The sequence below is a fragment of the Marinomonas atlantica genome (assembly GCF_001639725.1).
GTDB lineage: Bacteria > Pseudomonadota > Gammaproteobacteria > Pseudomonadales > Marinomonadaceae > Marinomonas > Marinomonas atlantica.
Genome location: NZ_LTAW01000002.1, coordinates 135813 through 160997, shown reverse-complemented (window position 1 = coordinate 160997; position 25185 = coordinate 135813). Strand labels below are relative to the sequence as shown.

Annotated in this window: 26 protein-coding genes; 11 read left to right on the top strand and 15 right to left on the bottom strand. The window is 43.3% G+C overall.

Annotation, left to right across the window (positions count from 1 at the left end):
• Positions 1 to 17: 17 nt before the first annotated feature.
• The gene (locus AYW75_RS03435) at positions 18 to 2444 is read left to right on the top strand and encodes a putative bifunctional diguanylate cyclase/phosphodiesterase (protein ID WP_067095422.1); all 2427 of its coding nucleotides are present in this window, start codon (positions 18 to 20) and stop codon (positions 2442 to 2444) included.
• 36 nt (positions 2445 to 2480) lie between these two features.
• Here AYW75_RS03435 and AYW75_RS03430 read toward each other — a convergent pair whose 3' ends face one another.
• Complete coding sequence (locus AYW75_RS03430) at positions 2481 to 3002, bottom strand: acyltransferase (protein ID WP_197478892.1); 522 nt, start codon at positions 3000 to 3002, stop codon at positions 2481 to 2483.
• A gap of 270 nt (positions 3003 to 3272) precedes the next feature.
• Here AYW75_RS03430 and AYW75_RS03425 point away from each other — a divergent pair, with 270 nt between their 5' ends.
• The 3 genes from AYW75_RS03425 (at position 3273) to AYW75_RS03415 (ending at position 5461) form a co-directional block, all read left to right on the top strand.
• Positions 3273 to 3644, top strand: a complete 372-nt coding sequence (locus AYW75_RS03425; RefSeq protein ID WP_067032164.1) for a glutathione S-transferase N-terminal domain-containing protein — start codon at positions 3273 to 3275, stop codon at positions 3642 to 3644.
• Between the two features lie 215 nt (positions 3645 to 3859).
• The gene (locus AYW75_RS03420) at positions 3860 to 4954 is read left to right on the top strand and encodes an ABC transporter substrate-binding protein (protein ID WP_067095416.1); all 1095 of its coding nucleotides are present in this window, start codon (positions 3860 to 3862) and stop codon (positions 4952 to 4954) included.
• A gap of 66 nt (positions 4955 to 5020) precedes the next feature.
• The gene (locus tag AYW75_RS03415) at positions 5021 to 5461 is read left to right on the top strand and encodes a pseudoazurin (protein WP_067095413.1); all 441 of its coding nucleotides are present in this window, start codon (positions 5021 to 5023) and stop codon (positions 5459 to 5461) included.
• 6 nt (positions 5462 to 5467) lie between these two features.
• On the opposite strand, the gene AYW75_RS18600 is transcribed toward AYW75_RS03415, so the two are convergent.
• From AYW75_RS18600 to AYW75_RS03390, 5 genes are all read right to left on the bottom strand, one after another.
• The gene (locus AYW75_RS18600; RefSeq protein WP_082856373.1) at positions 5468 to 6331 is read right to left on the bottom strand and encodes an N-acetyltransferase; all 864 of its coding nucleotides are present in this window, start codon (positions 6329 to 6331) and stop codon (positions 5468 to 5470) included.
• Positions 6332 to 6478: 147 nt separating this feature from the next.
• Positions 6479 to 7102, bottom strand: coding sequence for a bifunctional 4-hydroxy-2-oxoglutarate aldolase/2-dehydro-3-deoxy-phosphogluconate aldolase (locus AYW75_RS03405; RefSeq protein WP_067095410.1), 624 nt, complete (start codon positions 7100 to 7102; stop codon positions 6479 to 6481).
• Between the two features lie 15 nt (positions 7103 to 7117).
• Positions 7118 to 8593: a glucose-6-phosphate dehydrogenase gene (zwf, locus tag AYW75_RS03400; RefSeq protein WP_067032176.1), complete on the bottom strand. Its 1476-nt coding sequence runs from the start codon at positions 8591 to 8593 to the stop codon at positions 7118 to 7120.
• A gap of 19 nt (positions 8594 to 8612) precedes the next feature.
• Positions 8613 to 9587 carry a glucokinase gene (gene glk / locus AYW75_RS03395; RefSeq protein WP_067095408.1) on the bottom strand — a complete coding sequence of 325 codons (975 nt, stop codon included), beginning with the start codon at positions 9585 to 9587 and terminating at the stop codon, positions 8613 to 8615.
• A gap of 106 nt (positions 9588 to 9693) precedes the next feature.
• The gene (locus AYW75_RS03390) at positions 9694 to 10758 is read right to left on the bottom strand and encodes a sensor domain-containing diguanylate cyclase (RefSeq protein WP_067095404.1); all 1065 of its coding nucleotides are present in this window, start codon (positions 10756 to 10758) and stop codon (positions 9694 to 9696) included.
• A gap of 206 nt (positions 10759 to 10964) precedes the next feature.
• Between AYW75_RS03390 and AYW75_RS03385 the strand changes: the two genes are divergently transcribed.
• Positions 10965 to 11288 carry a hypothetical protein gene (locus tag AYW75_RS03385; RefSeq protein WP_067095401.1) on the top strand — a complete coding sequence of 108 codons (324 nt, stop codon included), beginning with the start codon at positions 10965 to 10967 and terminating at the stop codon, positions 11286 to 11288.
• Here the strand turns inward: AYW75_RS03385 and AYW75_RS03380 are convergent.
• Complete coding sequence (locus AYW75_RS03380; protein WP_082856372.1) at positions 11285 to 12313, bottom strand: DUF3080 family protein; 1029 nt, start codon at positions 12311 to 12313, stop codon at positions 11285 to 11287. The two genes, AYW75_RS03385 and AYW75_RS03380, sit on opposite strands and share 4 nt — an antisense overlap.
• On the opposite strand from AYW75_RS03380, the gene AYW75_RS03375 reads away from it, so the two are divergent.
• Positions 12312 to 12713: an acyl-CoA thioesterase gene (locus AYW75_RS03375; RefSeq protein WP_231872552.1), complete on the top strand. Its 402-nt coding sequence runs from the start codon at positions 12312 to 12314 to the stop codon at positions 12711 to 12713. The two genes, AYW75_RS03380 and AYW75_RS03375, sit on opposite strands and share 2 nt — an antisense overlap.
• A 141-nt stretch (positions 12714 to 12854) precedes the next feature.
• On the opposite strand, the gene AYW75_RS03370 is transcribed toward AYW75_RS03375, so the two are convergent.
• The 3 genes from AYW75_RS03370 to AYW75_RS03360 form a co-directional block, all read right to left on the bottom strand.
• Complete coding sequence (locus tag AYW75_RS03370; RefSeq protein ID WP_067032191.1) at positions 12855 to 13073, bottom strand: VF530 family protein; 219 nt, start codon at positions 13071 to 13073, stop codon at positions 12855 to 12857.
• A gap of 62 nt (positions 13074 to 13135) precedes the next feature.
• Positions 13136 to 13672: a DUF924 family protein gene (locus tag AYW75_RS03365; protein WP_067095399.1), complete on the bottom strand. Its 537-nt coding sequence runs from the start codon at positions 13670 to 13672 to the stop codon at positions 13136 to 13138.
• A gap of 18 nt (positions 13673 to 13690) precedes the next feature.
• Positions 13691 to 15154 carry an FAD-dependent oxidoreductase gene (locus AYW75_RS03360; RefSeq protein ID WP_231886136.1) on the bottom strand — a complete coding sequence of 488 codons (1464 nt, stop codon included), beginning with the start codon at positions 15152 to 15154 and terminating at the stop codon, positions 13691 to 13693.
• A gap of 174 nt (positions 15155 to 15328) precedes the next feature.
• Between AYW75_RS03360 and AYW75_RS03355 the strand changes: the two genes are divergently transcribed.
• Positions 15329 to 15610: a DUF2164 domain-containing protein gene (locus AYW75_RS03355; protein WP_331709514.1), complete on the top strand. Its 282-nt coding sequence runs from the start codon at positions 15329 to 15331 to the stop codon at positions 15608 to 15610.
• A gap of 10 nt (positions 15611 to 15620) precedes the next feature.
• On the opposite strand, the gene AYW75_RS03350 is transcribed toward AYW75_RS03355, so the two are convergent.
• Positions 15621 to 16103, bottom strand: a complete 483-nt coding sequence (locus AYW75_RS03350) for an NUDIX domain-containing protein (RefSeq protein WP_067095393.1) — start codon at positions 16101 to 16103, stop codon at positions 15621 to 15623.
• Positions 16104 to 16414: 311 nt separating this feature from the next.
• On the opposite strand from AYW75_RS03350, the gene AYW75_RS03345 reads away from it, so the two are divergent.
• Entirely contained in the window at positions 16415 to 17917 is a 1503-nt protein-coding gene (locus tag AYW75_RS03345) for an FAD-dependent oxidoreductase (RefSeq protein WP_067095389.1), read from the top strand.
• A 63-nt stretch (positions 17918 to 17980) separates the two neighbouring features.
• On the opposite strand, the gene AYW75_RS03340 is transcribed toward AYW75_RS03345, so the two are convergent.
• The 3 genes from AYW75_RS03340 to AYW75_RS03330 all read right to left on the bottom strand — a co-directional run bounded on the left by AYW75_RS03340 (position 17981) and on the right by AYW75_RS03330 (position 19790).
• Positions 17981 to 18676 (bottom strand): phosphoglycolate phosphatase, encoded by a 696-nt coding sequence (locus AYW75_RS03340; protein ID WP_067095386.1) that lies wholly within the window; start codon positions 18674 to 18676, stop codon positions 17981 to 17983.
• Positions 18677 to 18740: 64 nt separating this feature from the next.
• Positions 18741 to 19409, bottom strand: coding sequence for an SDR family oxidoreductase (locus AYW75_RS03335; RefSeq protein ID WP_067095383.1), 669 nt, complete (start codon positions 19407 to 19409; stop codon positions 18741 to 18743).
• 150 nt (positions 19410 to 19559) lie between these two features.
• The gene (locus AYW75_RS03330) at positions 19560 to 19790 is read right to left on the bottom strand and encodes a DUF2789 family protein (RefSeq protein WP_067095381.1); all 231 of its coding nucleotides are present in this window, start codon (positions 19788 to 19790) and stop codon (positions 19560 to 19562) included.
• Positions 19791 to 19999: 209 nt separating this feature from the next.
• On the opposite strand from AYW75_RS03330, the gene AYW75_RS03325 reads away from it, so the two are divergent.
• The 3 genes from AYW75_RS03325 to AYW75_RS03315 all read left to right on the top strand — a co-directional run bounded on the left by AYW75_RS03325 (position 20000) and on the right by AYW75_RS03315 (position 24097).
• The gene (locus AYW75_RS03325) at positions 20000 to 22033 is read left to right on the top strand and encodes a methyl-accepting chemotaxis protein (protein WP_067095378.1); all 2034 of its coding nucleotides are present in this window, start codon (positions 20000 to 20002) and stop codon (positions 22031 to 22033) included.
• A 359-nt stretch (positions 22034 to 22392) separates the two neighbouring features.
• On the top strand, positions 22393 to 23613 hold the full coding sequence (locus AYW75_RS03320; RefSeq protein WP_067095376.1) for a phosphoribosyltransferase family protein: 1221 nt from the start codon (positions 22393 to 22395) through the stop codon (positions 23611 to 23613).
• Positions 23614 to 23782: 169 nt separating this feature from the next.
• The gene (locus AYW75_RS03315; RefSeq protein WP_067095373.1) at positions 23783 to 24097 is read left to right on the top strand and encodes a DUF1840 domain-containing protein; all 315 of its coding nucleotides are present in this window, start codon (positions 23783 to 23785) and stop codon (positions 24095 to 24097) included.
• 121 nt (positions 24098 to 24218) lie between these two features.
• On the opposite strand, the gene AYW75_RS03310 is transcribed toward AYW75_RS03315, so the two are convergent.
• Positions 24219 to 25139, bottom strand: a complete 921-nt coding sequence (locus tag AYW75_RS03310) for an AraC family transcriptional regulator (RefSeq protein ID WP_067095370.1) — start codon at positions 25137 to 25139, stop codon at positions 24219 to 24221.
• Between the last annotated feature and the right edge of the window lie 46 nt (positions 25140 to 25185).

Here is a 25185-nt window from a genome sequence, read left to right as displayed (position 1 = left end):
TTTTATGAAGACTCAGTATGCTGGAACTACATAAGCGCTTATCCTATAAGCAAGCCAAATGGGCTTTAGTCCTCTTAATAGCCATGGGGATTTTAGGAAGTTCTTTTCAAATTTTCACGGATTGGCGTGAAGAGAAAGAAAACATCAGTGGTCGAATGGTTGGGACACTGGAGACAGTAGAAAATGCTGCAATAGAATCTGCTTATACGCTAGATTCTAACCTAGCTAAACAAGTTTTAAGCGGGTTAATGCGGACTAATGTGTTTTATGAAATAGTGCTAAGAGACGATTTAAGCAATGAAATGGCCTATTATTATCGACCAATTTCTTCGCATTCATACAGCTGGTTGTCTGATTATTTGGCCAATGATTTAAAACAAACCTATACACTTGAGCTTAAAAGAGGTGATCTTCGAGTTGGAGAGCTTACTGCCAGCATAGACAATAGAGCGGTTACAGAAAACTTTATCAGTCGTACCCTGCGTTTAATCACGACGACAATTTTAGCAACACTCGTTTTAAGTACAGCAATTCTTACCTTAATCTACTTTCAAACCTCAAGACCTTTATCTCGATTTATCCAGCAACTTGGAAGTGTAGGTCAACGCAAGCTAAACAATGAAGGTCTTCACTTCACTGAAATTAATCGTGACGATGAAATCGGTGTTTTGGCTAGAACTTTTTCGACTCTGTGGCATCAACGTCAAACTGTAGAAGTAGAACTTGAGAAACGCGAAGCCTATTTCCGCGCTGTAATGCAGCAATCACGAGAATGTATGTTACTGACATCTCAAACAGGCCAAATACTTGATTTCAATGATGCGGCGATACATTTATTAGGCTACAGAGAGTCTAGTATAAAGACCATGAACCTAAAAAACATCGACCATAAATTCAACCGAGAAGTGTTGATAGATTGGACCCAAGATACACTAGGCAAAGTCTCCACGTTTGAAACCCGTTATGTACGTCATAATGGCACCATGGTCCCCGTTGAAGTATGTGCCAGTATGATTACGTTAGATAATACTCCTCGTTATCTTGTCTCCGTTCGTGATATCACGCAGCGTATAAAAGACCAAGAACAGGTTAGATACCTCGCCTACTATGACGCTTTAACTAATCTACCTAACCGACGACTTCTTCATGATCGCTTAAGTAATGCGATCGAAGTTGCTCAGGAGCATGATCACATTGGCGGGGTTCTGTTTCTTGATTTAGACCGTTTTAAAACAATTAATGACTCTATGGGTCATCATGCAGGTGATCAGTTATTGATTGAGGTATCAAAGCGTATCAATACCTTAATCTCTAAAGGCGACACTGCATCTCGCTTAGGTGGCGATGAATTTGTTTTACTGTTACCGGATATTTGCCAAGATATGCAGGATGCACAAGCGACCGTGTCTCACCTTGCTGAGCAACTTTTAGCTGCTATGAGCACTGCCTTTGTGATTCAAAAAGTAGAATTGTATGTATCCGCTAGCATCGGTATCAGCCTGTTCCCTATGGATCAGTCAGATGGCATGCGTATTCTACAGCAGGCTGACACTGCCATGTACAAAGCCAAAGAAAATGGTCGTAGCGGTTTCCATTTCTACCGTAGTGAAATGCAACAGTTCGCAACAGAACGCTTGAAAATGGAAAAAGCGTTACACCATGCACTGGAAAGAAATGAGCTCTATTTAGTTTACCAACCTCAAGTAAACGATCAGGGAGAACTCATTGGCTTTGAAAGCCTTGTAAGGTGGCTAAGCCCGGAACTTGGCCAAATTTCACCGGCTGAATTTATTCCTATCGCAGAGGAAACAGGCTTAATAAACCCTTTAGGTGAATGGGTGTTAATGGAGGCGTGTCGCCAATTATACACCTGGCAACAGGTCGTTGGTCTACCAGCAAGCTTTAAAAGCCTAGCGGTGAATATCAGTCCTTTTCAATTTTCACGCGAAGACTTTGTCGAGCAAATTCAACGCGTAATTGATACTACAGGTGTCGATGCCAATCAGCTTGACTTAGAAATCACCGAAGGTATGTTGGTTGAAAATATCAAAGCGGTGGCTGCCAAGATGAATGCTTTACAGCAACGCGGCATTCGTTTCTCAATTGACGATTTTGGTACTGGCTATTCATCTTTACGCTATTTGCAGCATTTACCATTGGATCAGTTGAAAATTGATCAGTCTTTTATTCGAGATATTACTGAAGATCCTAACAGTTACGAGATCATCAATACGATTATCTCCATGGCCAAACATATGAAGCTGTCTGTTATAGCAGAAGGCGTCGAAACTAACTTTGAAGAAAACATTCTAAGCAGCATCGGCTGCCATCGATTCCAAGGGTTCTATTTCTCCAAACCCTTAGAGAAACACACGGCAACACAATACTTAGTCGAAAAAAAGCGCTTTCCAATACACCTTAATGAAGCATCTAGCACTTTCTGAATTGGAATCTTTGAAGACTGCTTTTCAAAATGTAGACTAGAACGTTAACGCCTCATGCCATGAAGTTTCTGTAGCAACAACTTTTGCTGGAGAGCCTGCAGCGACTTCATTATTGGCAATGCTTTTTGTCAACGTGGAATTGATCCCAACGATAGAGCCCTCCCCAATGACGACCCCTTTTAGTACCGTAACATTATCTGCTAACCAAACAGAACGCCCTACAGTGATGTCTTTAGCAAAATTAACACGCTGTCCAGCTTTCAAAATATCATGGCCATCACTGGTCATCAGCTTTACATTACGCGACAGCATACAATCAGCACCTAACGCTAGCGTTGTGCCTTCTTCACGGGATGACAGATAGCAATTCTCACCAATTACGCACCCTTCATCGATAGTAATCGAACAGTTGTTACCCAAAATTTCTAAGTGTACATCACGGAGATTACACCCTTTCGCAATTCGTAGATGGTTGTTTCGTCCTTTCACTATAATCTCACATCCGCGAATTTTTGCAGAAGCATCAATCGATACATGATTGCCTTGCGCTACCTTCATCTTATTTCTCAGGTTTAATTTTAGAAAATCAATAACGTTCATAAAGGGTCCAATTCAAATCAACCAGCAGCACAAAAAGCACTTTTTGATAACATAAAAGCAAAGAATACGCTTGAGCGACTAAGCCACGCAAGCTAGAGCAATGATATCGACTAAAATACGACGCTGATAAAAAAACATTGTGTCTAATACTTAAACAGCAGCTGCTTTCAAGCTAGAATGGCGCAAAATCTGAGAAACACCCTAGAATATGAATAAGCGAGTCCATCTATGAAATTGTTCATTAAACTGATCCGTAACTTACTTGGAGGCATCATAGCCTTACTTGACTTAATTACCCGTGGGTCTAAAAAGAAGCGCACTCCTGAGCAACAGCAGGAAGTGAATCAAGCAGCACAAGATCTTACCCTTTACCAATTTTTTGCTTGCCCATTTTGCACTAAGACTCGACGCGCCATATACAAGCTCAACCTTCCGGTTGAAAAACGCAGTGCCTCCGAAGGATCGCCTTACCGAGAAGAGCTAAAACAAGGCGGTGGTAAAGTAAAAGTGCCTTGCCTACGCATTGAAAAAGACGGCCAAACAGAATGGCTGTATGACTCAAAAGAAATCATTCGCTACTTAGAAAACCGCTTCGCTTAATTGCTTTAGATGAGCGTCTCCTTAAAGTGCCCCTGAGATAAATCAATGGGGCATTTTTTATTTCCACCTTACTTCTCCAGGCTCAATAAAGAACCACATCCCATCACATGAATGCCATCACACAAAATGAAAACGAATCTCAATATCACTTGAAAACAAAGATTTTCTCCCTACAATAGACGCCAATAATTCTCGTTTACACTATAAGGATACCTATGAAACGTTTCGTTTTGGCAGCGTTAACAACCTCGCTTATGGCTGCATCTGCTCATGCAGACATCCAAACCATTGAAGATGTATTAGGACGCAGCGTAAGCGTTAATGTCCCCGCTCAACGCGTCGTTCTAGGTTTTTATGCTGAAGACTATATGGCTATTGGAACCGAACAGGCCTTTGATCACGTTGTAGGTATCTCTCGAGACACATGGGAAGCTTGGCGCCCTGCCAGCTGGAAGTTATATACAGATTACCGCCCATCCCTTAAACAAATTCCAGATGTTGGCGAAGTCGAATCTCAGACGTTTTCCGTTGAAAAAATCATTAGTTTAAATCCGGATGTCATCTTACTAGCAGACTGGCAATACAAAGGTTTAGGCATGGACGTGGACACCTTGGAAGACGCTGGCATTCCTATTGTCGTGGTGGACTATAATGCTCAAACACTTGAACGCCATCTCAAAAGTACACAAATCATTGGTGCTCTGACCGACCAAGAAGACCGTGCGCAAAAGATTTCTGACGAATACGAAGCATTGGTGGAACACATTCATACCACCATAGAAAACGCCCAACAGCCTAAACCTCGAACCTATATAGAGTTTGGTAATCAAGGACCAAGTGAATATTCATTTACCTATGGTAAAAACATGTGGGGCGCTATGGTGACCAGCGCAGGGGGCGACAATATTGCCGCACCTTTTGTTGAGTGGTGGGGGCCGATCAATCCTGAGCAAGTGTTAGCATCAGACCCGGAAGTCATCTTCATTACTGGTACTGAAACAGGAAAACAATCGAACGCTATGGTCATGGGCCAAGGCATCAATCGCGAACTGGCTAAAGAAAGACTAGAAGGTTTTACTAAACGACCAGGTTGGGAAAGCTTATCAGCGGTAGAAAACAACCGTGTATATGGGATTTATCAAGGTGCTTCTCGAACCATCCTTGATGGTAGCATGTTGCAATTTATTGCTAAATCTCAATACCCTTCATTGTTTAAGGACCTAGAGCCTGAACAACACTACCTGGATTTTTATAAACGCTATTTACCTGTTGTTCCAAAAGGTACTTTCACCGTCAGTCTTGATAAGTAACTCAATAAGAACGCATAGCAAGGCAGGCTTTCATGTTTTGCTATGCAACATTAGGAAGATGTGAACATGATTAAATTTTCAACGCCTATACTCTTAAGTATGGTATTGATAGCGAATAATACCCTCGCCAAAGATTGGCAAATTCAAATGCTAAATTACGGTGAATCAGGATCTATGGTCTTCGAGCCAGATTACATTCATGCCAACGTTGGCGATACAGTGACCTTTATTCCAACTCAATCAGGGCACAACGCCAAGTCTTATATTGTCCCTGAAGGCAGCTCGGCTTGGTCAAGTAAGTTAAATCAGGAGCATACCCTGTCTTTAGAAAATGAAGGTGTTCACGTGTATTATTGCCCACCACATTTAATGATGGGGATGGTAGGCGTTATTCAAGTTGGCAACGCCAAAAACCTTGAAAAAGTGTCTAGTAAATACCCTCGTTTACGTTCCAAGGTTGCATTACAACCTGAACGAGTCGATACGACCATCGCTAAAATCCGCTAATTTTTACTAGGCGCTCGCCCAAGCCATCACATATTCTTTGTGGCCTGTGTGCTCATTTATCTGCTCACTGGCTACTTTGAAACCTTGCGACATATAAAAACCTATACTCGGCTCATTCGCAGTATAAACCGTTAACGTCAGCGCTTTTTGCTGGGCTTTAGCATGAGCTAGTAAGCACTTACCTACACCTTTAGCTTGCTCATCTGTTGCCACAAACAATGCCGCCAAAGTGCTATTAGTCAGTGCGTAAAAGCCCACCACTTTGCCCTGCTTTTCGTATACGTATACTTTTGCAGAAGGTAAGTAAACATCGCGCATCGCTTCAACTTGCGAAGCCCAAAAATCAGGCGCCACAAAATCATGCGCTTTAATAGAAGCGGTTAACCAGACACTCAGTACCGCATCCATATCGCAGTCTTCAAACGCCCGCACGCCGTCTAAAGCACCTTCGCCCAACAATCGGCCAACACGGTCCTTCGCTTGGTGCTTCACTCCATCATCAATACACAAACCGACTGCCACTAACGCCGCTCCAATCATGCCGATATCATCGGTGTACCCGAGCAATGGTGTTAAATCGGGAATCGCGTCAATCGGGGTCAGTAAATACCCTAACGCCCCATAGATTGCAGTCTTATGAGCGAAGGTACAGTTTTTGTGCTCCGTCGCGTAATACAACGTAAACGCTTTTTCTAACCCTGATCGACCAATCGAACCAGCATAACGCTTACACTTCGTCCAAAAGCTCACGTCATCGTAGGCACAAGCGTATTCCTCAGCGGCTTCCGCCACGCTCATCGGCTGCTCGAGTAGATCATCATCGATCAGAGGATCATGACTCTTTCGCTTAAACGTCAGCTTATTAAACATGCCACTCCTCCATCATTTGCTGTCTATCGACAATCGCGTAATGAATACAGTATGTCTTAGTAAAGTATAAAAATAAAAGTTCAAATCAAAAAATGCCCCGCTGTTTTCACAGAAGGGCATTTAGAAAAGTACTGAAACGGAGAAGAATTACTGTTGAACCGATTTCGCAAGCTCGGTGATCTCATCCCACTTACCCGCTTGTACAAGATCCGTCGGCACAATCCAAGAACCACCAACACACAATACACTTTCGAGTGCTAAGTAGTCTTTGTAGTTCTTTTCATTAATGCCGCCAGTCGGGCAAAAACGGATGTGAGGCATCGGGCCAGAAAACGCTTTAAGCGCTTTCACACCACCGTTCACTTCCGCTGGGAAGAATTTAAAGTGGTCGTAGCCATATTCAATTCCCAACAAGATATCAGATATGGTCGCCACAGCCGGTAAGTAGGGAATATCATATTCTTTGCCAACGGCTAACAGATCAGGTGTCAGCCCAGGACTAATAATAAACTGGGAGCCTGCTTCAACCGCTTGTATGTATTGCGCACGTGTGCATACTGTTCCGGCGCCGACGATCGCATCAGGTACTTCTTTACGCAATGCACTAATCGCCTCTAAAGCGGCATCGGTACGAAGCGTTACCTCTAAAACAGGCACGCCACCTGCTACCAGTGCCTTACCAAGATTGACGGCTTGCTCTACATTGTCTACCACAATAACTGGGACGACTGGCGTTGCTGTCATCACTTGAGCGGCGGTGTAAGTTGTCATAATAAAGTCCTTAATTTAATAATCGTGCCAGTTACGGCCATCTTTAATCGGAAGTGCCATAGACGCGGCTGGCCCCCAAGAGCCAGAAGCATATTCTTTTGGACGCTCACTGGTTTGGCTCCAAGCGGCCATAATGCCATCTACCCATTTCCAAGCAGCTTCCACTTCGTCGTAACGCATAAACAATGTTGCATCATCACGCATAACATCAAGCAATAAACGTTCGTAAGCTTCAGGGCTGCGCTTATTATTAAACGCTTCACTTAAACTTAAGTTCAAATCAACAGGTTGCAGGTTCATGCCTTCTCCCGCACCAGGTACTTTGTTCATGACCGTTAAAGAGATTTTTTCTTCTGGTTGCAGTCGAATAATCAACTGGTTACGTTGCAACTGACGGTTACTTTCGTCATTAAAGATGCTGTGCGGGATCGACTTATACTGAATCACGATTTCAGAATAACGCTGGCCCAAACGCTTACCTGTACGTAGGTAAAATGGCACACCTGCCCAACGCCAGTTATCAATATCCGCTCTTAATGCAACGAAGGTCTCAGTTCGAGACTCAAGGTTAGAGCCTTCTTCATCGAAATACCCTTTAACGTCTTTACCGTTAATCATCCCTTTCGCATATTGGCCACGTACAGTTTTGGTGTACGCATTAGCCCCTTCGATAGGACGCAGAGCTTTGAGTACTTTGATTTTCTCATCACGTACTGAATCGGCATCGTTACGACCCGGAGGTTCCATCGCTACCAAACACAACAACTGCACTAAGTGGTTTTGAACCATGTCACGTAGCGCGCCTGCTTTGTCGTAATAACCCCAACGCCCTTCTACGCCAACAGTTTCAGACACAGTAATCTGTACATTATCAATGTGCGCACTGTCCCATAATGGCTCAAACAAGGTATTACCAAAGCGAATTGCTAGAAGATTTTGTACCGTTTCTTTACCTAAGTAATGGTCGATACGGAAAATTTGTTTTTCACCGAAGTTTTGCGTCACTTCATCGTTGATCGCACGTGACGAAATTAAATCACGGCCTAACGGCTTCTCAAGTACTACACGCATGCGCTCTTGGTTTAAGCCATGATTGGCAAGCGACGAACAAATTGAACCAAAAAGATCTGGCGACGTAGCCAGATAAAACACGACATCTTTCTCATCGTCGCCAACATTGTGATCATTAAATCGAGCAAAGTCAGACTCTTCCTGCGCATCAACAGAAACATAGCTCAAGCGCTCTTTAAAACGAGGCCACGTATTTTCATCACCAACACTGGCAGGTACGAATTCATTCAGGGCTTCGCGCACTTTGTCTTGGTAATCCTGCGCACTCATGTCGCGGCGTGACGCACCAATAATGCGGGTATTTTTTGCCAGCAGACCGTCTTGGTCTAAATGATAGAGAGCTGGAAGAAGTTTGCGCATGGCCAAATCACCACCGCCACCAAAAATTACCACATCACAGGCTTTTAAACTTGCCTTCATCTTTTTCTCTCCGGTTCTATTAGGCTTGATCTACAAGATACGATGCGTAGTTGGCGCACCCTACCAGCCCTGGGTATTCAGACATAACAACAAACGTCGGGATCGGCGATACGAGTGCCTTCATACGACCTTTGTCCTGCATAGCGTCACGGAACGCGCTGCGCTTAATATGCTCTAGGTAGCGCGGCACAATGCCACCGGCAATGTAAACACCACCGCGCGTTTCAACAGATAAAGTTAAATCTCCTGTGAAGCGCCCTAGAAAGGTAAAAAATTGAGCAAATGTCGCATCGGCTATAGGGTCATCACCACGCTCAAAGGCGGTACCTATTTCAGGTGCAGATAAACGTTTTGACGTACCCGCTCTAAAAGCCAGTGCTTCATAAATGTTTTCCAAACCCATGCCGGATATAACTCGCTCAGCGGAGACGCGATGATGACGGTCACGAAGGAAGCGTAAAATATAGTCTTCTTGATCATTACACGTTGCTAAATCCACATGCCCGCCTTCACTAGGCAACACTATATTTACGCTATTCTCTTGCGGAACTACGCACGCAACACCTAGTCCGGTCCCTGCACCCAATACCCAAGCTGCAGCTTTAGGATCGACGAGTGAAGGTTCACCAATTTGTGCCAACTCATCTGAAGGAATCACTTCAAGACTGTGAGCAATGGCGTCAAAGTCATTTAGTAATGCAATTTTTTTATCCGCACCGAAATGATCTTGGATTTGCTCGCGAGTGAAATGCCAAGGATTGTTTGAGAAATGAATAACCTCTTGGTTCACAGGACCCGCAATGGCTAGAACAATCGCATCGATAGAATCAAAGTCCACACTACATTGATCTACATAAGCAGAAACGGCATCGAAGAAAGACTCATACTCTTTGCATGAATAAACGCTCACTTCTTGTGGTTGGTATTGATTGATCGGTACCAAGGCAAAACGTGCGTTTGTCCCCCCCAAATCCGCGATCAAAGCATGAGACATAGTAAACCTCTTAGGAGTTTAATTTTCTGAAATTTTACAACGAAAAAGCATGTAAAAACACCTGAACAGGAAAATAACACCCTTAAATAATGTAATTTTATTACATTTAGCGTATTTTGTTCAGAAATTTGAAGACTTTCGTAGGAACAGATCGCTTGCGATTGTTTTTGTAGTTATAGAGACGCTCGTCCGCTATTTTTAGCAATTGCTTATAGCTACTAGGGGCATCAGACAATACACTAGCACCACCATAACTGATGGTGATTGGCACAAGATTGCTTTTGTAACGCAAAGGATTCGATTGCAAGTAGTCATGAACAGACTCCGCAATCGCGATGGCTTGCTCATAGCTTTTCCCAGGTATTACAAAAACAAACTCGTCTCCAGCAAAGCGGAACGCCAACCCCTGCTTATAAACATGCCGCAAAAGACGTTTCGCTATGTATTCTAGCACTTCATCACCACAATTGTGCCCTAAAGTGTCGTTGATCGATTTAAAAGCATCGCAATCAATAAAGACAGCGGTTAAATCCCGATTTTGACCTTTACAGCGAGCAAATTCTCGCTCAAGCATCAACTCTAGTTGGCGGCGATTAAGTAAGCCAGTAAGGGGATCGCGGGTCGCTAGATATTCTAGCTTCTCCCGAGCGGTTACATTACTCAAACAAATGGAAATCTTAATCGATAACTGATCCAATAAAAACGTATCTTTGGTGGCAGAGTCATAGCGGGTTGGATCTTGATCAGCTTGACAAAACAGCCCAACTAACTCGCCATCTATAGTCAATGGCGAAATCGCAACGGATCCAACAACACCGCGATAAGACTGTGGTATCACTTCCCAGTAACGCTCAATGTCTTGATTAACCTGTACTGTTTTAATGCCAGTGCCGATTGCATCGATCATTGCACTGCGTCTTGTGAATAAAACACGATCTTTTAAACCAATCGTTTTATCTAATGTTTCAACAAGATGAGCGAGGGGAGCTTCGTTGATAAGGTTGACCCAAACAAATGGGACATTGAATTGTTTCTGCACTTCTTTAGTAAGCGTGGAGACAAACTGATCACAGCGGCCAATCGATAAAATACAGCGCTCAATATCAAAAAACTTCAGCGCAATCTGCTCGTTATGCCTTACGTTATCTATTAGCTCATCTATATTGTGCATCCAACCAACCTAATCAGACTTGGGAACTAAGCGACTTGCCAGCTAGGTGCCATCCTCTTGATAGCGTCTAGTTTTTAAGCAATCGTCGCTTTATTCAATACCTTTATAAACGTACTGTCTATGAAAAACTTTAGCTTAATTTGCTGACTTTATTAAAGAATTCACACAAATGCCGATAACGTGACTATCCAAGAGACGTGGCATTTATGAATATTAGAGACGTTTTAGAAACACAGTTAACCCATGAGGTGAAAGCAGGTGCTCGGGTATCCGGGAACGCCAACTTTGCTCTGTTCATGAGTCTCTTTAGTCAGCCTGGGCCAAGCTTACGCAGCGAAGAGGACACACTAAACCAACACCAGCCTCATGCGGTCAATCGTCCAATCCAGTTTTCATCAGGGATCAGCAGCAACCCAACAGCAAACATTGCGCTACTTAAAGCGCTTAGCCACGAACCTTTGGCTCAAGGCGCCATATCTGCTTACAATGCTGTAGATGCAGTCGATAACTTACTCACCACTCAAGCCTAGCCGCCAACACTTTCCCCACACACCGTAAAAATTCGACTCCATGCTTGTCCATGCTCGCGAGAAGCGATCAAATAGCGCTGCCACTCACTGTTTGACGACTGCATATCAAACTGCGCTATAAATTTACGCCACTCAGAGTGATCAATTGGGCTTTGAACGCCTAGCTGCTGCACCACTGGAAGTACTTGATACGCGACGGTATTTATTCGCGCCATGTAAGGTTGTAAAACGTCAATATAATGTTTTTCAAATTGTTGCTTAAGAAAGTTTAACGGGGCACCACATATATCCTGACTTTGGCTGAGTGGTTCAAGCGCGGCACTGGTTTGCTCTAAGTAATGACGAATATGAGCAATGCTGTACAGCAATTTCCCCAAATACTCACTTTCATAAATGGCTTTCATATCAGCTTCAATTTGAGCACTGGCCACTTGCGGAATCTCATCTAAATGATCACTAACACGTTTAAGATGCTGTAACCCCGCGATTAATTCTTGGTAGTGGGACTCAGCAGGAGAAAGCGGAAGATAACCATTAGCCATGCTAAATAAAGAGGCCGTTTCTTCTCCAGCCCAGAGCATATTAGACAAAGCGAACGGCAGTTCACTAGCTTTTACTTGCGCCACATTGGCCAACTTTGTCGCAAGTTCGGTATTCTCTATTTCGCAGGTTCGAATCGCATGAATAATCGCCAGCTCGTATACAAAACGCTGACTTGTCGCCATGACCCGTCCAAGTATACTATTGCGTTGTCCGGCTAAAGAGCCAACATCACAGCGTTGCAGAGACAAAAATTCTAATAAGCCAACATCAAATTGACTCAACGCTATCTGCCGTGCTCTCAATTCTGGCATTGGCAGCAATGACACGTCTGAATCCACCTCGATTTGAACAAACGCTGACCGATTTAGGTCATTTAAATAGGATTCAAAAAGCGCCTGTGGAGCGAAACGGCGATCACAACCCGCCAGCAGCACACCCAATAGCAATAATATAATCGATTTTCGAGAGAGCAATAACGTCATGATGAACACTCTTTTAATTCAAAAGCGCGAAGAAATATCTGAAACGCGGGTCGCTAAAATGGTCTTCCCAAGTACCACAAACCACTATGACACGCTCTTTGGTGGTGAAGCACTCAAGTGGATGGACGAAGTGGCTTACATTGCCGCAACACGCTTTGCCCGCAAACAAGTGGTTACGATTTCGACAGGGCAAGTGGATTTCAAACGCCCTATCCCATCCGGAATTTTAGTCGAGCTTGTCGCCCGTGTCGTAAAAGTTGGCCGCACTTCTTTGAAAGTCGAGGTCAATATCTTCTTAGAAGAGCTCTATAGCGATAAGCGCGAAAAAGCCATTACGGGCCATTTTAATTTTGTCGCAATCGATGAGCATAAAAAGCCAACGCCTATATTTGAAGAATAATGCTATAGATTGATAACGTACGAATTAGCTCAAAAATAAGGAAAATGACGCCAATACACTCATTAACATCGAAGACCAGCCGATATCGACGCACTTGATATAGGCGCACTGATCAATGTTCAAGTTTGACGTCTATGGTCCCTACGCAAATGTATTGATATACAACGCTTCGACCTTGTCTCTTGCCCACTGGGTTTTGCGCAGAAATTTTAACGAAGACTTAACCGATGGATCATTACTAAAACACTTTACATTGACCTCTTTATAAAGACCTTCCCAACCGTATTGCTCAACCAAACGTGTGAGAATTTTTTCTAGGCTTAACCCATGTAGTGGGTTGTTCTGTTGCGCATGGCTCATTGGGATTCCTATATCTATGAGACCGCCTAATTAGGCAAAAAGGCAGTCTAACAGAGAATGCGTTAGAAGCTCGAATTTGGCTGCTGTAAAAATGACAGCTCTTCTTGGCTAGAGTTACGCCCTAAGATTTCATTGCGATGAGGGTAACGCCCAAAACGATCGATAATGGCTTTATGTTGCTGCTCAAACTTTAAATTATTGTCATTGCCAAGTGCGGTAAATAATACCAGTGCTTGCTCATGAATCTGCTTGGATTCACTGTGCATAAAGGGCATATATAAAAAGCTTCGTTGCGTCTCGGGCAATTCAAGATCAAAGCCCTTTGTAATGGCCGTCTGTGCCAACGCCAACGCGAGTGGATCACTGGCAAAAGACTCAGGCTTATCGCGGAAAATATTGCGAGAAAACTGATCCAATACAATGATTTCCGCCAAGCTCCCTAATGCGGTACTGCGCCACTCAAACAATTCGCATGCCTTAGCTTGAACATGAAGCGCTTCAAATCGATGCTTAATCGCTGCATCCAATGCCGCATCTTTTTGCCACCATTGCTTCGCTTCAAGCTCGGAAAACCAAAAGTCGATAACCGATTGATACATAGAGTACTCCCACATCATTTAAGATGTTGTTCGTTTAACAATGTTTAAGCTACGACCACGAGGCTCATCTACTTTTTGCAATACGATGTCCGAATGTAAAAATTCTGCCGCCGCGGCAGAGTCTTGTACTTTCACTGAGCTGCGAGCCAACATTTGCGCTTCAAAGTCTGTGAGGATCGCCTCTCGAATGCCCTTGTCTCGCCAAGCAGACAGTGGCCAACATCCAGTAGAAATATCTCGCGCCAACCCCAGCGCATCCAGTAACGCTTGGTTCGCGCCTTGACCTTTAAAGGGACTCATCGGATGCGCTGCGTCACCAATAAGCGTCGCTTGCTGTGCTTCAAAAAAGTGCTCAGGCGTTAACAGTTCTCGGTCATAAACAGGGTAACCGGAGACCAAAGCTTCATCGGTAGCAGATAAGATTTGTGGAATCGGATCATGCCATTGAGTTCGACGGCGCGCTTCTTCTTTTAAAGCCACTGGTCCTTTTCCACTAAGCTGAAGCGCTTCTTTTTCACTCATTCTAAAGCTTAACTGCCACATCACGGAATTGGCTTTGTAAGGCATGATGTAGATTCGCTCATTTCCATTGGCGGTCTGAAATACCGTCGCCGCATCTAACAAATCACTTTGCAGATCATCAAGCGCCTCTAAAGCGCAAATGCCTAAAATCACAATACAGCCAAGGTAACGTAATGGGGTTTGCGCCTCCCCAATGATCTGCTCGCGCACAATACTGCGAATGCCATCGGCTCCGACGACTAAATCTGCTTTGGCGTGTTTTACCTCACCAGACACATTCAGCGTCAGATCGACACGCCCTTCCGGTGACCTTTCAAACGACATTAATTGATGGTTCCATTGCACGTTATTTTGGCGATCAAGTTGTTGAATCAACGCTTGTCGCAACGATTGACGCGCCACATGAATATTGGTGCGCTTAGGCGCTGTTTTAGTGCCTTCGTGTACCCACTTTCGCATGCCCCATTCACCAACGACCTTTCCCTCAGGAGTATGAACCACGTGTTTTGTCGACACAACGCCTTCAGCCAATGCTGTGACTCCTAATCCTGCCATCTCTTTATTGGCTTGCTGAAGCGTCAACCCATAACCTTGAGAGCGCGCATCAAAACTGCTGTCACGCTCATACAGCGTGTAGGGGATACCACGGTGCAAACACGCCACCGCCAACGCCACACCACCAATCCCACCACCAATAATGGCCACGTGCGGATACGCTTCATTCACTGGCAAAAAACTTTCACTAGCAAGCAAACCACTGCCGTGGCACTTCCAGCATGTTTCTGGGTGCCCTTTGGGGCGCTCTGGCGCCTCGCCTTCACCACCTTTATCTTCGAAAGCAGCCAACTCTTTTTGGTATTGTAAACGTACTTTTTTACGCAACCGTCGGCTACGCTTGCCTCGGCCTTGGCACTCGGGGCACATCGCCCAGCAGCACTTTTCACTTTCTATATTGGTCACTGTGTAAGTCGCCTGATCATCCTATTCTTTAATAAGCGAATGATAGCTGATCCAAGCACAACTGGGGACTTGCTTATGGTTTTTTCAACAGACACAGGCATTAAAATCAGGACATAACGACTGAATGAACCAGTAAAGAAAGTGTTTCGGTATGATATATAATCACGATAAATCATGAGCAATACATTAAACGTAGGACACGAAATGAAAGACATCGAATTTTCAAAAGATCAAAAAGACAATATGGTGCATAAAGTAAAACGTTATTTTGACGATGAATTAGACCAAGACATCGGTGCCTTTGAGGCAGAGTTTCTGATCGATTTTTTGGCTAAAGAACTTGGCCCCTACTTTTATAATCGCGGGTTACAAGACGCGCAGCAAGCGTTAAATGACAAAGTGGAAGAAGCCAATTACCTCATTCATGAACTAGAGCAGCCGGAGGGTTATTTATAAGTTAATCTGCCTAAATTAAACGATTCATTGTCTCATCAGGCCCTTGGATATAACTCCCAATATGGTGACTGAAGTCCTTTTGTCCTACCTTATCGACTAGATATAGCAAGTCATCTGGATAAGATCGACGTTGATGCAGCTCGCTAAATGGGACCCATTCTACCGCTTGGATAACGGACTCATCGTTTAAGCCTTTTAAATTCTCTAAATGAGGTTCCCCAGTGTAATTCGTCACATGGTAGTAAAGCTCGATATTATAGCGATTCGTCCCAGACTCTAAAAATTCACGAACACAAATAAGCTCGCCAATTGTGACTTCAATGCCGGCTTCTTCGAAGTATTCACGTCGGAGGCAACCTTTGCTTGTAACGTCCTCAGGCTCAAATCCACCGCCTGGCGGTACCCAATACTCACCGGTTTCATCCGCTATTCGAAGCAATAAAATAGCGTCATGCTGAATCAATATTCCAGCGGCGCGAATACGATGCTCCACGTCTACTCTCTCTATCTAATAAGTGACAAGTGCTTATGAGCAACTTAGATTAACAATCAGAAATCTTAGCTTTTTTTTATGAACCATTTCTAGACTTGTTTCGTACCTTTACGCCTAACCATGGCGTAATCTGCAGTAACGCAAATAGACCTTAAATCGATGCACTTAGGTTAGCTTTATTTGCACTCTTCGCACGATAAAAGTAAATGCCTTTTTTACAGCAAATGCATACGGCATGCTGCTATAAAAACAAGCATTAGCCGCGTAGAATGGCGCCAAATAACTCAACCTTTACAGAATGAGCGAAGTTAATGACTCAAACACTTACAGGTGAAAACTTGCGCGCAGCTAAAGCAAAAAAAGTAGCTGTTGTTGGCGCAGGGGTCGCTGGCTCGACCATCGCATTACGTCTGGCCGAGCTGGGAATCGATACAACCCTAATCGAGAAAGGTCCAAGCTTAGTCAATGGCCCTCCATTTTGCCATTTACATGCGGGCGGTAATCTCTACCGTGAAATTTCAGATCAGCAGTGCTTGACCTTATTGCAACAATCTATCGACACAACAAAAGTCTATGCGCAGAGCATCAATGTACGCCCAACGGTTTTGGCCGTACCAACGTCAGATCCAAGTGAACCTTTGGACTTATTGCCTCGCTTGGAAAAACTGCGCGCACAGTATCAAGTACTGGTCGATCAAGATGCCAGCAACGAAGTGTTAGGCAAACCAGCTGATTACTTTCGTTTGTATAACCGAGCAGAAATTGAAGCCATTGGCCAAAGACCTCTACCAGAACAAGCACAATGTGACGAAGATTGGTTGGTCGCGTTTGCCAAGCAGGTGAATTTAAACACCCTGAAATTTCCTTTGGTCGTGGTTCAGGAGTACGGATTATCTGCGTTTCGTTGGGCAGCCATTGCGAATCTAGCCATTGAAAGGCTACCAAGCTGCCATGTCCAAACACTTACAAGTGTTGTAGACATCAGCCCCAGCGCCGCAACTGGCAACGGTTGGCAAATCACCACAAAACCGGCGTCCTATAATTCTGCAGCGAGTACTGATCAAGACGTTCAAGTGACTGAATACGATTACGTAGTAAACGCATGTGGATTCAAAAGTGGCGAGCTAGACGATATGATTGATGCCAAACGACAACGTATGGTCGAGTTTAAGGCGTCTTTCGTGACACATTGGCCTGAATGCCAAGGTCTTTGGCCTGAAGTGGTTTTTCATGGTCAACGAGGTACACCTCAAGGTATGGCGCAATTAACACCATATCCAGGAGGATACTTCCAACTACACGGTATGACTCAAGCAATCACTTTATTTGAAGACGGCTTAGTCACCAGTTGTGAGCAAAGTGCGCAGCCTAGATTAGCGCCACATTTTATCAAGAAAATTGATAATCAATGGCCAGATCACCTAGTAAAAGAACGTACAGTTAGCAATATTGCGCATATTGCTCAATTTATTCCTGACTTCAAATCCGCGAATACCGCATCTCAACCATTATTCGGTGCTCAGCAAATTCCCGGAGAAGATCCAGATCTACGCGCGGCAGATGTATCATTTGATCAACAAGGTTATGCACGTGCCGAAATTGTCAAAGCGTCGTCAGCATTGGCAACAGCTGACGCTATTTTGAAAGATTTACTCGATACAGGTGTGATTACTTCGGAACAGGCGCAGCATTATCTCAATGAGCATTATTTCCCAGTCACGACTCAGTGTAATCATGATGAAATTACCGAGCTGGCGGAACAGCTCGCACGTGATCGTAACTACCCTGAAGCACTGGCAAGAAATTTTAGCTAACTGCTCGCTAATTGCTCTCAAAAAAGCTTGGCTGATAGCCAAGCTTTTTTCGTTTGATCGTTTTTAAGCAGGTTCTTGAATATCTTTTAGAACAGATAGCAACTCATTAAAGTCACTAAAGAGATGATTAGGTTGATGTATGGCTAGATCTTCATCATAGTTATAACCGTAGGTTAGACCAATGCTATCCATCTTTGCTGCTTTAGCAGCCAGAATATCGTTTTTAGAGTCGCCAATCATGACACATTGATCGGCCGACACCTCAAACCATTTGCATGCAGTAAAAAGCGGTAACGGATGAGGTTTTCGCTCTGCAAGCGAATCGCCGCCTAAAATCAGTTCAAAGATCCCCGCTAACCCCAACCCATCTAACATCGGTGCAACAAACTTTTCCGGCTTATTGGTAATAATACCCAAACGATAGCCTTGTGCTTTAAGAGCTAACAAAGTGTCTTTCACATTCGGATACAGCTTAGACTTATCACACACGCACTGCTCATAAAAGTCTAAGAAAACCGCCAATGCATCATCTACTAATGTTTGGGACAACCTAGGATCGACATTTTTATCACCGCTTAAACCACGGGAAATTAACGTCAATGCACCGTTACCAACCCAATTACGAACTGTCGTTTCAGGAAATGGCTCTCGATCAAAATGAATGAGCGTTTGGTTGACCGCAGCAGCCAAATCCGGCGCACTGTCTACCAGCGTGCCATCCAAATCAAATAACAATACTTGTTTATTTACTATAATCACGCCAGATCTCTACGGTTGAATACACTTACAGATAAAAGGGATAAAAGGTCCCCTCTTGTTGTATTTACCAAGGTAACACTTCACCGTTGGAATGCCAAAAAGTCCCCGAGTTCTCAAGTGTCAACTCTTCAATACGTTGCGCCAACCGCTCCGCAGCTTGATCGGGTGTAATATCACCGCAGCCACCAATCATTTGTGTACCGACTAAGCCAGGATGCAAAATTGCCACCGCGACACCATGTGGTTTCAAATCATGGGATAAAGACATACCCGCAATATTAAGCGCGGACTTTGACATACGGTAGCCGTATCGGCTACCACTGGTGTTGTCTGTAACAGACCCCATACGACTGGTGATCAATGCTAATTTCGCATGAGCACTGAACTGTCCCATTAAAGCCTCAGTCACAACTAAAGGAGCTAAAGCATTTGTCTCAAACTGACGTCGCACAGAGTCTTTATCAATGGTTCCTAATACTTCATTTGCTAAGATCCCTGCATTGTTAATTAGCAAATCAATATCAACACCATATAAGGCTTCAACAAGGTGTGTAATACCCGACTCTTGTGTGACATCGACGCCATCAATTACGGTAACACCCAATGCTTTAAGTTCATTACTGGCTGTGCGGCACACAGCATATACATGATAACCTCGCGACTGGTACAAAGACGCAAAAGACAAACCGATACCGCGGCTGGCCCCCGTAATAACGACATTTTTGGCAGACATAATATTGCTCGTTGGTAGTGACTGATCCAACTTATTTGGGGGCTATGAAGGGAAGATCAAGGGGAGACAGTTGGTATCAGGATTACTCAAAAATGCCTCCCACTTATGCTGTTGTTAAACAATAATACACATGTTGAGTTTTAATATGGGTTAACGCATCATCAAATCAAGTTCATCAACTACTGTCGCCCAATCCGCATCTTCGTCTTTCATTTGCTTAAGCATTTGTGCTTGCGGCTCCGACCAAATTGGTGCTTCCCAAAGAAGCATGCCTTCTGGAATAGAATCACTCTCAGAAATAAAAGTTTCAATTCCCTGCTCTGAGCTATCTAATCCTAGCTGTTCAAACAACGCACTTAACGAATGTTCGTGAGTTTCCATGTTCGCCTCCAAAATTATTTTTCCATTCGAATATTGCTCAATTTATAGCCTATAAGATTAAAAGTTCAGACGCTATGATTTCTGAAAAAGATACACATCCAAAGAAATTGATCAAATCAACTGTATGTTTTTTGCACACTTAGAATTCCTATTCTAAGCTAAGTTTTAACCAGCTTTTATATCAACACTCGCAAGCAAAGGATCTGATCATGCGTCTACATTCTATTCGAGTAAAAGTTATGCTCCCCATCGTATGCTTAGCATTAATTCTAGTAGGGTTATTCGGGTTTATGATGCTAATAAGTTCCTTCCAATCAAATGCAATGAGAACCCAAGCAGAGCATTACTTCGAAGCCATATCAGAGGTTCTAAATGCTGATAGAGATCTTTACCAAGCTCGACTAGCACAGGAGAAACTCATCACTGGTGAAGGGGTTGTCTCTCAAAATAAAGACACTTTTTCTGAAAATGCACAACAAGTCTTTGATCGCTTTCAGCTTTATCGAAACTATTTAAAAGATGAGCCCAAGGAGCTGGTTGAGCCATTTAGCCATTTTGATCGACTTTATCAGGAATGGATTGATCGAAGTAATACGCTAAACTTTGCTAACGCCTCACTTAAGAAACGCTCCGGTGAAGTTCTTAACATTGAACAACAGTTTTCAGATCTACGTCTTATGCTGGACGACGCCGGTGAAACTCTGAGAAAACATACACGTAGTACAGTTGATACCATTACTCAAGCCAGGCTTGAGCGATATTTAGAAGCGATCTCAGCTGCCTTAAACGCCGACCGTGATTTATACCAAGCTCGTTTAGCTTTCCAACACGCTCGAAATGGCCTTGTATCCTATAGCGAAGCAAGTAAAAACTTTCATACGAATGCTGCTCAAGTCATCGAGCACTTCAATGAGTATCGTATTTACTTAAAAGACGAACCCGAATTATCTAATAAGTACCTGACTTTCAATACAAAATTCAATGAATGGTATCAAAACAGCTCCGACTACTTAGCTAATAATGAGAACTCTACGTCATTGATCAACTCTACTGAGTTTGCTGACGTCGAAAATAGCTTCATTGCGTTACGTAATATATTAGACAACGCTGGCGAGAAAGTTCAAAACTACTCTCGAAAAATGGAGCAAAGCACCAACGAAAAAATTGCTCAATTCCAGCTCATCGCTGTCATTGTCATTATCATCGCTTTCATTTCAGCTTTGATATTCGGCTATGTTGTACCGCTTCGTTTAACTCGTAATATTCAACACATTAGTGATCGAATACGTGAAATTGCAGAAGGTGATGGCGACCTTACGCAACGCATCCAGTCTTCTTCCAAAGATGAATTGGGGGATTTAGCGAATGAATTTGACGGCTTTGTTGGGAGTCTACAAAAGATGATTATCAATATAACAAAGCAATCCCACTCTTTAGGTACGATGACGACACAATTAAAATCGGCTTCTGACCAAACCGAAGACATCGTCAATGCTTTAGTAACGTCGTCAGAGTTTATTGTCAGTGCAGGTCATGAAATGAATATGTCAAATCAAGAAATGTCCAGCATTGCCAGTAATGCATCGAAAGAAGCCAGCGACTCGAACCGATTGACAGAAAAAGGTACTAAAGCTGTTAAAGACTCACAGCAAGCGGTATCAACACTCGTAAAAGAAATCAAACAAGCTCTGTCCCATTCAGACGAGTTAGAAAAAAATTCTGAGTCCATATCCTCAGTATTAGAAGTCATTCGTACTATTGCAGAGCAAACCAATCTATTAGCACTTAACGCAGCAATAGAAGCCGCTCGAGCTGGCGAGCAAGGTCGAGGCTTTGCCGTCGTTGCCGATGAGGTACGCACCTTAGCCACACGAACCCAAGACAGTACAAATGAAATCGAAAGTATGATTGCACAACTTAAACGAAGCGTAAAAGCATCGTCTCAATCAACTCAAAGTAGTTGTGATAATGCACTCATTACTGCTGAAAATTTCGACAACGTCATCAGTATTTTTGACTTGCTGCATGTTTCTTTCACTAAAGTGGAAACCATGGCAGCTCAAACGGCGCAGGCCACCCAAGAACAATCTCAAGTGGCCAACGATATCAATGAAAGTTTGGTGTCATTAAAAGACCAAACTGATGCTGTAAAAGGGGTTTCAAACACTATAAACCACCAGTCAAAAAATATATCTGAGCTTTACCAAGCTCTTCAAAACCATGTCGGCAGCTTCAAAGTATAAGCGAAAGACTTACTTATGAATGTTTGCAGGTATAACTAGGGACATTGGTTGACACGAACTTCGACCTTATCAATCAATGGCCTTTTCATACCTGCTATTTTCAAAGGACTACTACAATGTTCACTTATTCCCGTCAGTAAAGTTGGCTAATACGAACTGGGCATTCATGGCGTCGTTCACCTTTTTTCTTGTGAAACACATCGTTAAACAGGCAAATGTTCTCGATGCAAACACAATATCTTGTTAAGTAGCCCCAAATTGAGATATTTGTTGTCATTAAAGCGACTGACCGCCTATTACTGAACGCCCATACATATTAAAATTGCTCGCAGCTTTACTCTTCTCGTTAAGGATCTTTAATGACTTTGTCTACCAGCTACCCAAGCAACGTCGTCGTTGTTAGCAACTCTTCTGATAACCCTTTTGCCATTGATGTCGCCTATGCAATGGGCCAACATGAAGACATCGCTGATATCATCAGTATGAAGCACTTTATGAACTCAGAGTTCTGTCCTCGCTTCATTTCTGACGAAGCCGACTTCGATAACATCGGACGCAAGCTAGAAGGCAAGTCAGTCATCATTGTCAGTACGACCAGCCATGTGCAAAGCCGCCAAGAGCTTGCCATGACGAACTTTATCATTGCCCGTGCAGCTAAAGAAAACGGCGCCGAGCGCGTGATTCTAGTAGAACCAGATCTATTCTACAGCGCGCAAGATCGTGGTCCTGATAAAGACCTTGGTAAGACGAGCTTTGAGCGTGATGTAAAAGACATTAAAAAGTTTGATGGACAACCGTTCACAGCTAAACTTTATGCTCAAATGTTGAAGTTCTCTGGCGTTGACACCGTCATGACGATCCACAACCACTCTGATTCTGTTCAGCATATCTTCAATGAAGTGTTTGATGGTGACTTCCATAACCTGATTCCATACGAAATCTACGCTCATTACTTATTGAACTCTGATATCTTGAGCTACGGCGAAGATGGTGAAGGCCTAGTATTATGTGCACCAGATAAAGGCGCTCGTGACTTCGTTAAACAAATGTACAACACACTTGGTTTGAAGAAAGCTAAGTTCATTATGCTCGACAAAGAGCGTACGGCAGAACGCAAAGTTGAAATTACGCTGCACAAAGAAAGTGAGAATACGTTTGAAGGTCTAGACGGTGCTAGCATCGTGCTATTTGATGACATGGTTCGCACCGGTTCAACAATCATCAAATCTTGCCAATTCTTGAAGCAAATCAACCCAGAGCGCATGGTATTTGCGGTATCACACTTCTATGCCAGCAATGAAGGCCGTGAACGTATGGCACACCCTGCACTGGGTGAGATTTTGACATTAAACACTCTCCCTACGATTTTGAACCGCGATGAGCAGGGTCGTCTACGTAAGAAAATAGTCGTGTTGAAAGTAGAAAAATGGCTTGCTCAAGAACTGTGCAACATTCTTGGTCTACCGCAAGCGCACGAACAAAATCCTTACAAGATCGACATGTCATCTAAGAATCCGCGTTTTAAACGTAAAATCTGGCATAGCGAAGAGCTAGAAGAACTTAACAAGCTCGGTATGTAGTCAAATAAAAGCCAATCTAAGACTGGCTTTTTTGCGTCTAGCCCCTTGTATCTTAAATGGCAGTGATATCGGCAAGAAGCCTTAACCTACTTAAGTAGGTATCTCGGTCTACACTGACAAGATAGCTAAGGCTTAACTTAAGCAAATCAGCGAATTATGAGGCTAGATTATGTTGATGACTTTCCAATGTAACGCATACGCAGACATTACAATGTTTGGCTCTGTAGGGCTACAAATGGTAACAATGATGGGGCAACCTGAAACAAAGTCAGGTGCGATTAAAGCAGAGAATATTCCACATGCTCTAGAACAGCTAAAAGCCGCCGTCACGCATGAAAAAGAAAATGATCAATCAATGCAATCGAATAACAATGCTGAGCAAGAAGAGCCAACTGTAAGCCTCGCAACCCGTGCTGTTCCCTTGATCGAGATGCTTAATGCCGCGATTCAGGAAGATTGCCCAATCATGTGGCAGTGCCAATAACCCTTTAACCGCTGACAATGTACTGTCCTTTGTATCCATAAAATCCCGTTTTATACGGGATCTTATGGATGTCACTTGTCTCTATTAACCGTTCTAAAGCCAAGCTTGCATTTCAAACTGTTTATAATACTTTAAGCTTTACGTGGATTTCCATTTCAAGATAGCCATCCGCTCTAACATCATTTAGATAACGTTCCATCATTGGAAAGTCATCTGGCTCAAACCCACTTTCAGGCAACCAATTAGAATACAAGCTAAGTTGAGCTTGTATAGCATCTTCAGGCGCCCCTTTATAATAAAGTACCGCATATTTTCCTTTCGGTATTTCAGAGGATATAAATGGAGACTGGACTGAAACCTCATCACCAATGACGATCGAAGCTGTATAACGGCATTTATCAATTGGGGTGACAGTTGGGTTATCAAACGCCAAGGCAAAACGCTTTTGTTCATCCTGCTGTATGCCATGATTTGTCGCCCAATCTATCAGTCTATCCCAAGCAGAATAGATGGCATCAAGTTCATAGCCTCGCTCAGAAGCCAATGTACATACACGTAAACAATCAAGTTCTCTTACTTCCACATTCATCTTTGTATCCTTTATGTTGTAATTCATCACCTCATTAGTGATACGAGCAGGATACAAATCTAAAGGGCTAAACTCTTTTCCATACTTGCTAGAGATTTTTCCAATCTTGCTATTTTTAATTTTGTCAGGGTTTCGTATCTCAGACGGACTGAAGCCAAAGTGACGTTTTATTGCTTTTGAAAAATTGGCTGTTGACGAGAAGCCGTTTTCTAAAGCGATCTGCGTAACCGATAATTCAGTTCTAAAGATCAATAAATTAGCAGCACACTCAAGTCTACGTCTAACGATGTAATCATTGACCGTTTCACCAACCATACCGGTAAAAATTCGATGAAAATGGTAGTCCGAGAAATGACTCACACTTGCAACGTCAGCCAGCGAAATTTTATTCGCTAGATTACTTTCAATGTATTGAACTGCTCGAGCAATACGAGCTTTGTATTTTTTATTCATTCCATGCCGATAGACTGCTAAAAATCCAGTTGTCAAAATTAAGAGA

Coding starts and splice junctions, on each gene's coding strand:
- AYW75_RS03435 (WP_067095422.1), top strand. CDS start 18: ATGCTGGAACTACATAAGCGCTTATCCTATAAGCAAGCCAAATGGGCT.
- AYW75_RS03430 (WP_197478892.1), bottom strand. CDS start 3,002: ATGAAGGTAGCGCAAGGCAATCATGTATCGATTGATGCTTCTGCAAAA.
- AYW75_RS03425 (WP_067032164.1), top strand. CDS start 3,273: ATGAAATTGTTCATTAAACTGATCCGTAACTTACTTGGAGGCATCATA.
- AYW75_RS03420 (WP_067095416.1), top strand. CDS start 3,860: ATGAAACGTTTCGTTTTGGCAGCGTTAACAACCTCGCTTATGGCTGCA.
- AYW75_RS03415 (WP_067095413.1), top strand. CDS start 5,021: ATGATTAAATTTTCAACGCCTATACTCTTAAGTATGGTATTGATAGCG.
- AYW75_RS18600 (WP_082856373.1), bottom strand. CDS start 6,331: ATGTTTAATAAGCTGACGTTTAAGCGAAAGAGTCATGATCCTCTGATC.
- AYW75_RS03405 (WP_067095410.1), bottom strand. CDS start 7,102: ATGACAACTTACACCGCCGCTCAAGTGATGACAGCAACGCCAGTCGTC.
- zwf (WP_067032176.1), bottom strand. CDS start 8,593: ATGAAGGCAAGTTTAAAAGCCTGTGATGTGGTAATTTTTGGTGGCGGT.
- glk (WP_067095408.1), bottom strand. CDS start 9,587: ATGTCTCATGCTTTGATCGCGGATTTGGGGGGGACAAACGCACGTTTT.
- AYW75_RS03390 (WP_067095404.1), bottom strand. CDS start 10,758: ATGCACAATATAGATGAGCTAATAGATAACGTAAGGCATAACGAGCAG.
- AYW75_RS03385 (WP_067095401.1), top strand. CDS start 10,965: ATGAATATTAGAGACGTTTTAGAAACACAGTTAACCCATGAGGTGAAA.
- AYW75_RS03375 (WP_231872552.1), top strand. CDS start 12,312: ATGATGAACACTCTTTTAATTCAAAAGCGCGAAGAAATATCTGAAACG.
- AYW75_RS03380 (WP_082856372.1), bottom strand. CDS start 12,313: ATGACGTTATTGCTCTCTCGAAAATCGATTATATTATTGCTATTGGGT.
- AYW75_RS03370 (WP_067032191.1), bottom strand. CDS start 13,073: ATGAGCCATGCGCAACAGAACAACCCACTACATGGGTTAAGCCTAGAA.
- AYW75_RS03365 (WP_067095399.1), bottom strand. CDS start 13,672: ATGTATCAATCGGTTATCGACTTTTGGTTTTCCGAGCTTGAAGCGAAG.
- AYW75_RS03355 (WP_331709514.1), top strand. CDS start 15,329: ATGAGCAATACATTAAACGTAGGACACGAAATGAAAGACATCGAATTT.
- AYW75_RS03345 (WP_067095389.1), top strand. CDS start 16,415: ATGACTCAAACACTTACAGGTGAAAACTTGCGCGCAGCTAAAGCAAAA.
- AYW75_RS03335 (WP_067095383.1), bottom strand. CDS start 19,409: ATGTCTGCCAAAAATGTCGTTATTACGGGGGCCAGCCGCGGTATCGGT.
- AYW75_RS03330 (WP_067095381.1), bottom strand. CDS start 19,790: ATGGAAACTCACGAACATTCGTTAAGTGCGTTGTTTGAACAGCTAGGA.
- AYW75_RS03325 (WP_067095378.1), top strand. CDS start 20,000: ATGCGTCTACATTCTATTCGAGTAAAAGTTATGCTCCCCATCGTATGC.
- AYW75_RS03320 (WP_067095376.1), top strand. CDS start 22,393: ATGACTTTGTCTACCAGCTACCCAAGCAACGTCGTCGTTGTTAGCAAC.
- AYW75_RS03315 (WP_067095373.1), top strand. CDS start 23,783: ATGTTGATGACTTTCCAATGTAACGCATACGCAGACATTACAATGTTT.
- AYW75_RS03310 (WP_067095370.1), bottom strand. CDS start 25,139: ATGAATAAAAAATACAAAGCTCGTATTGCTCGAGCAGTTCAATACATT.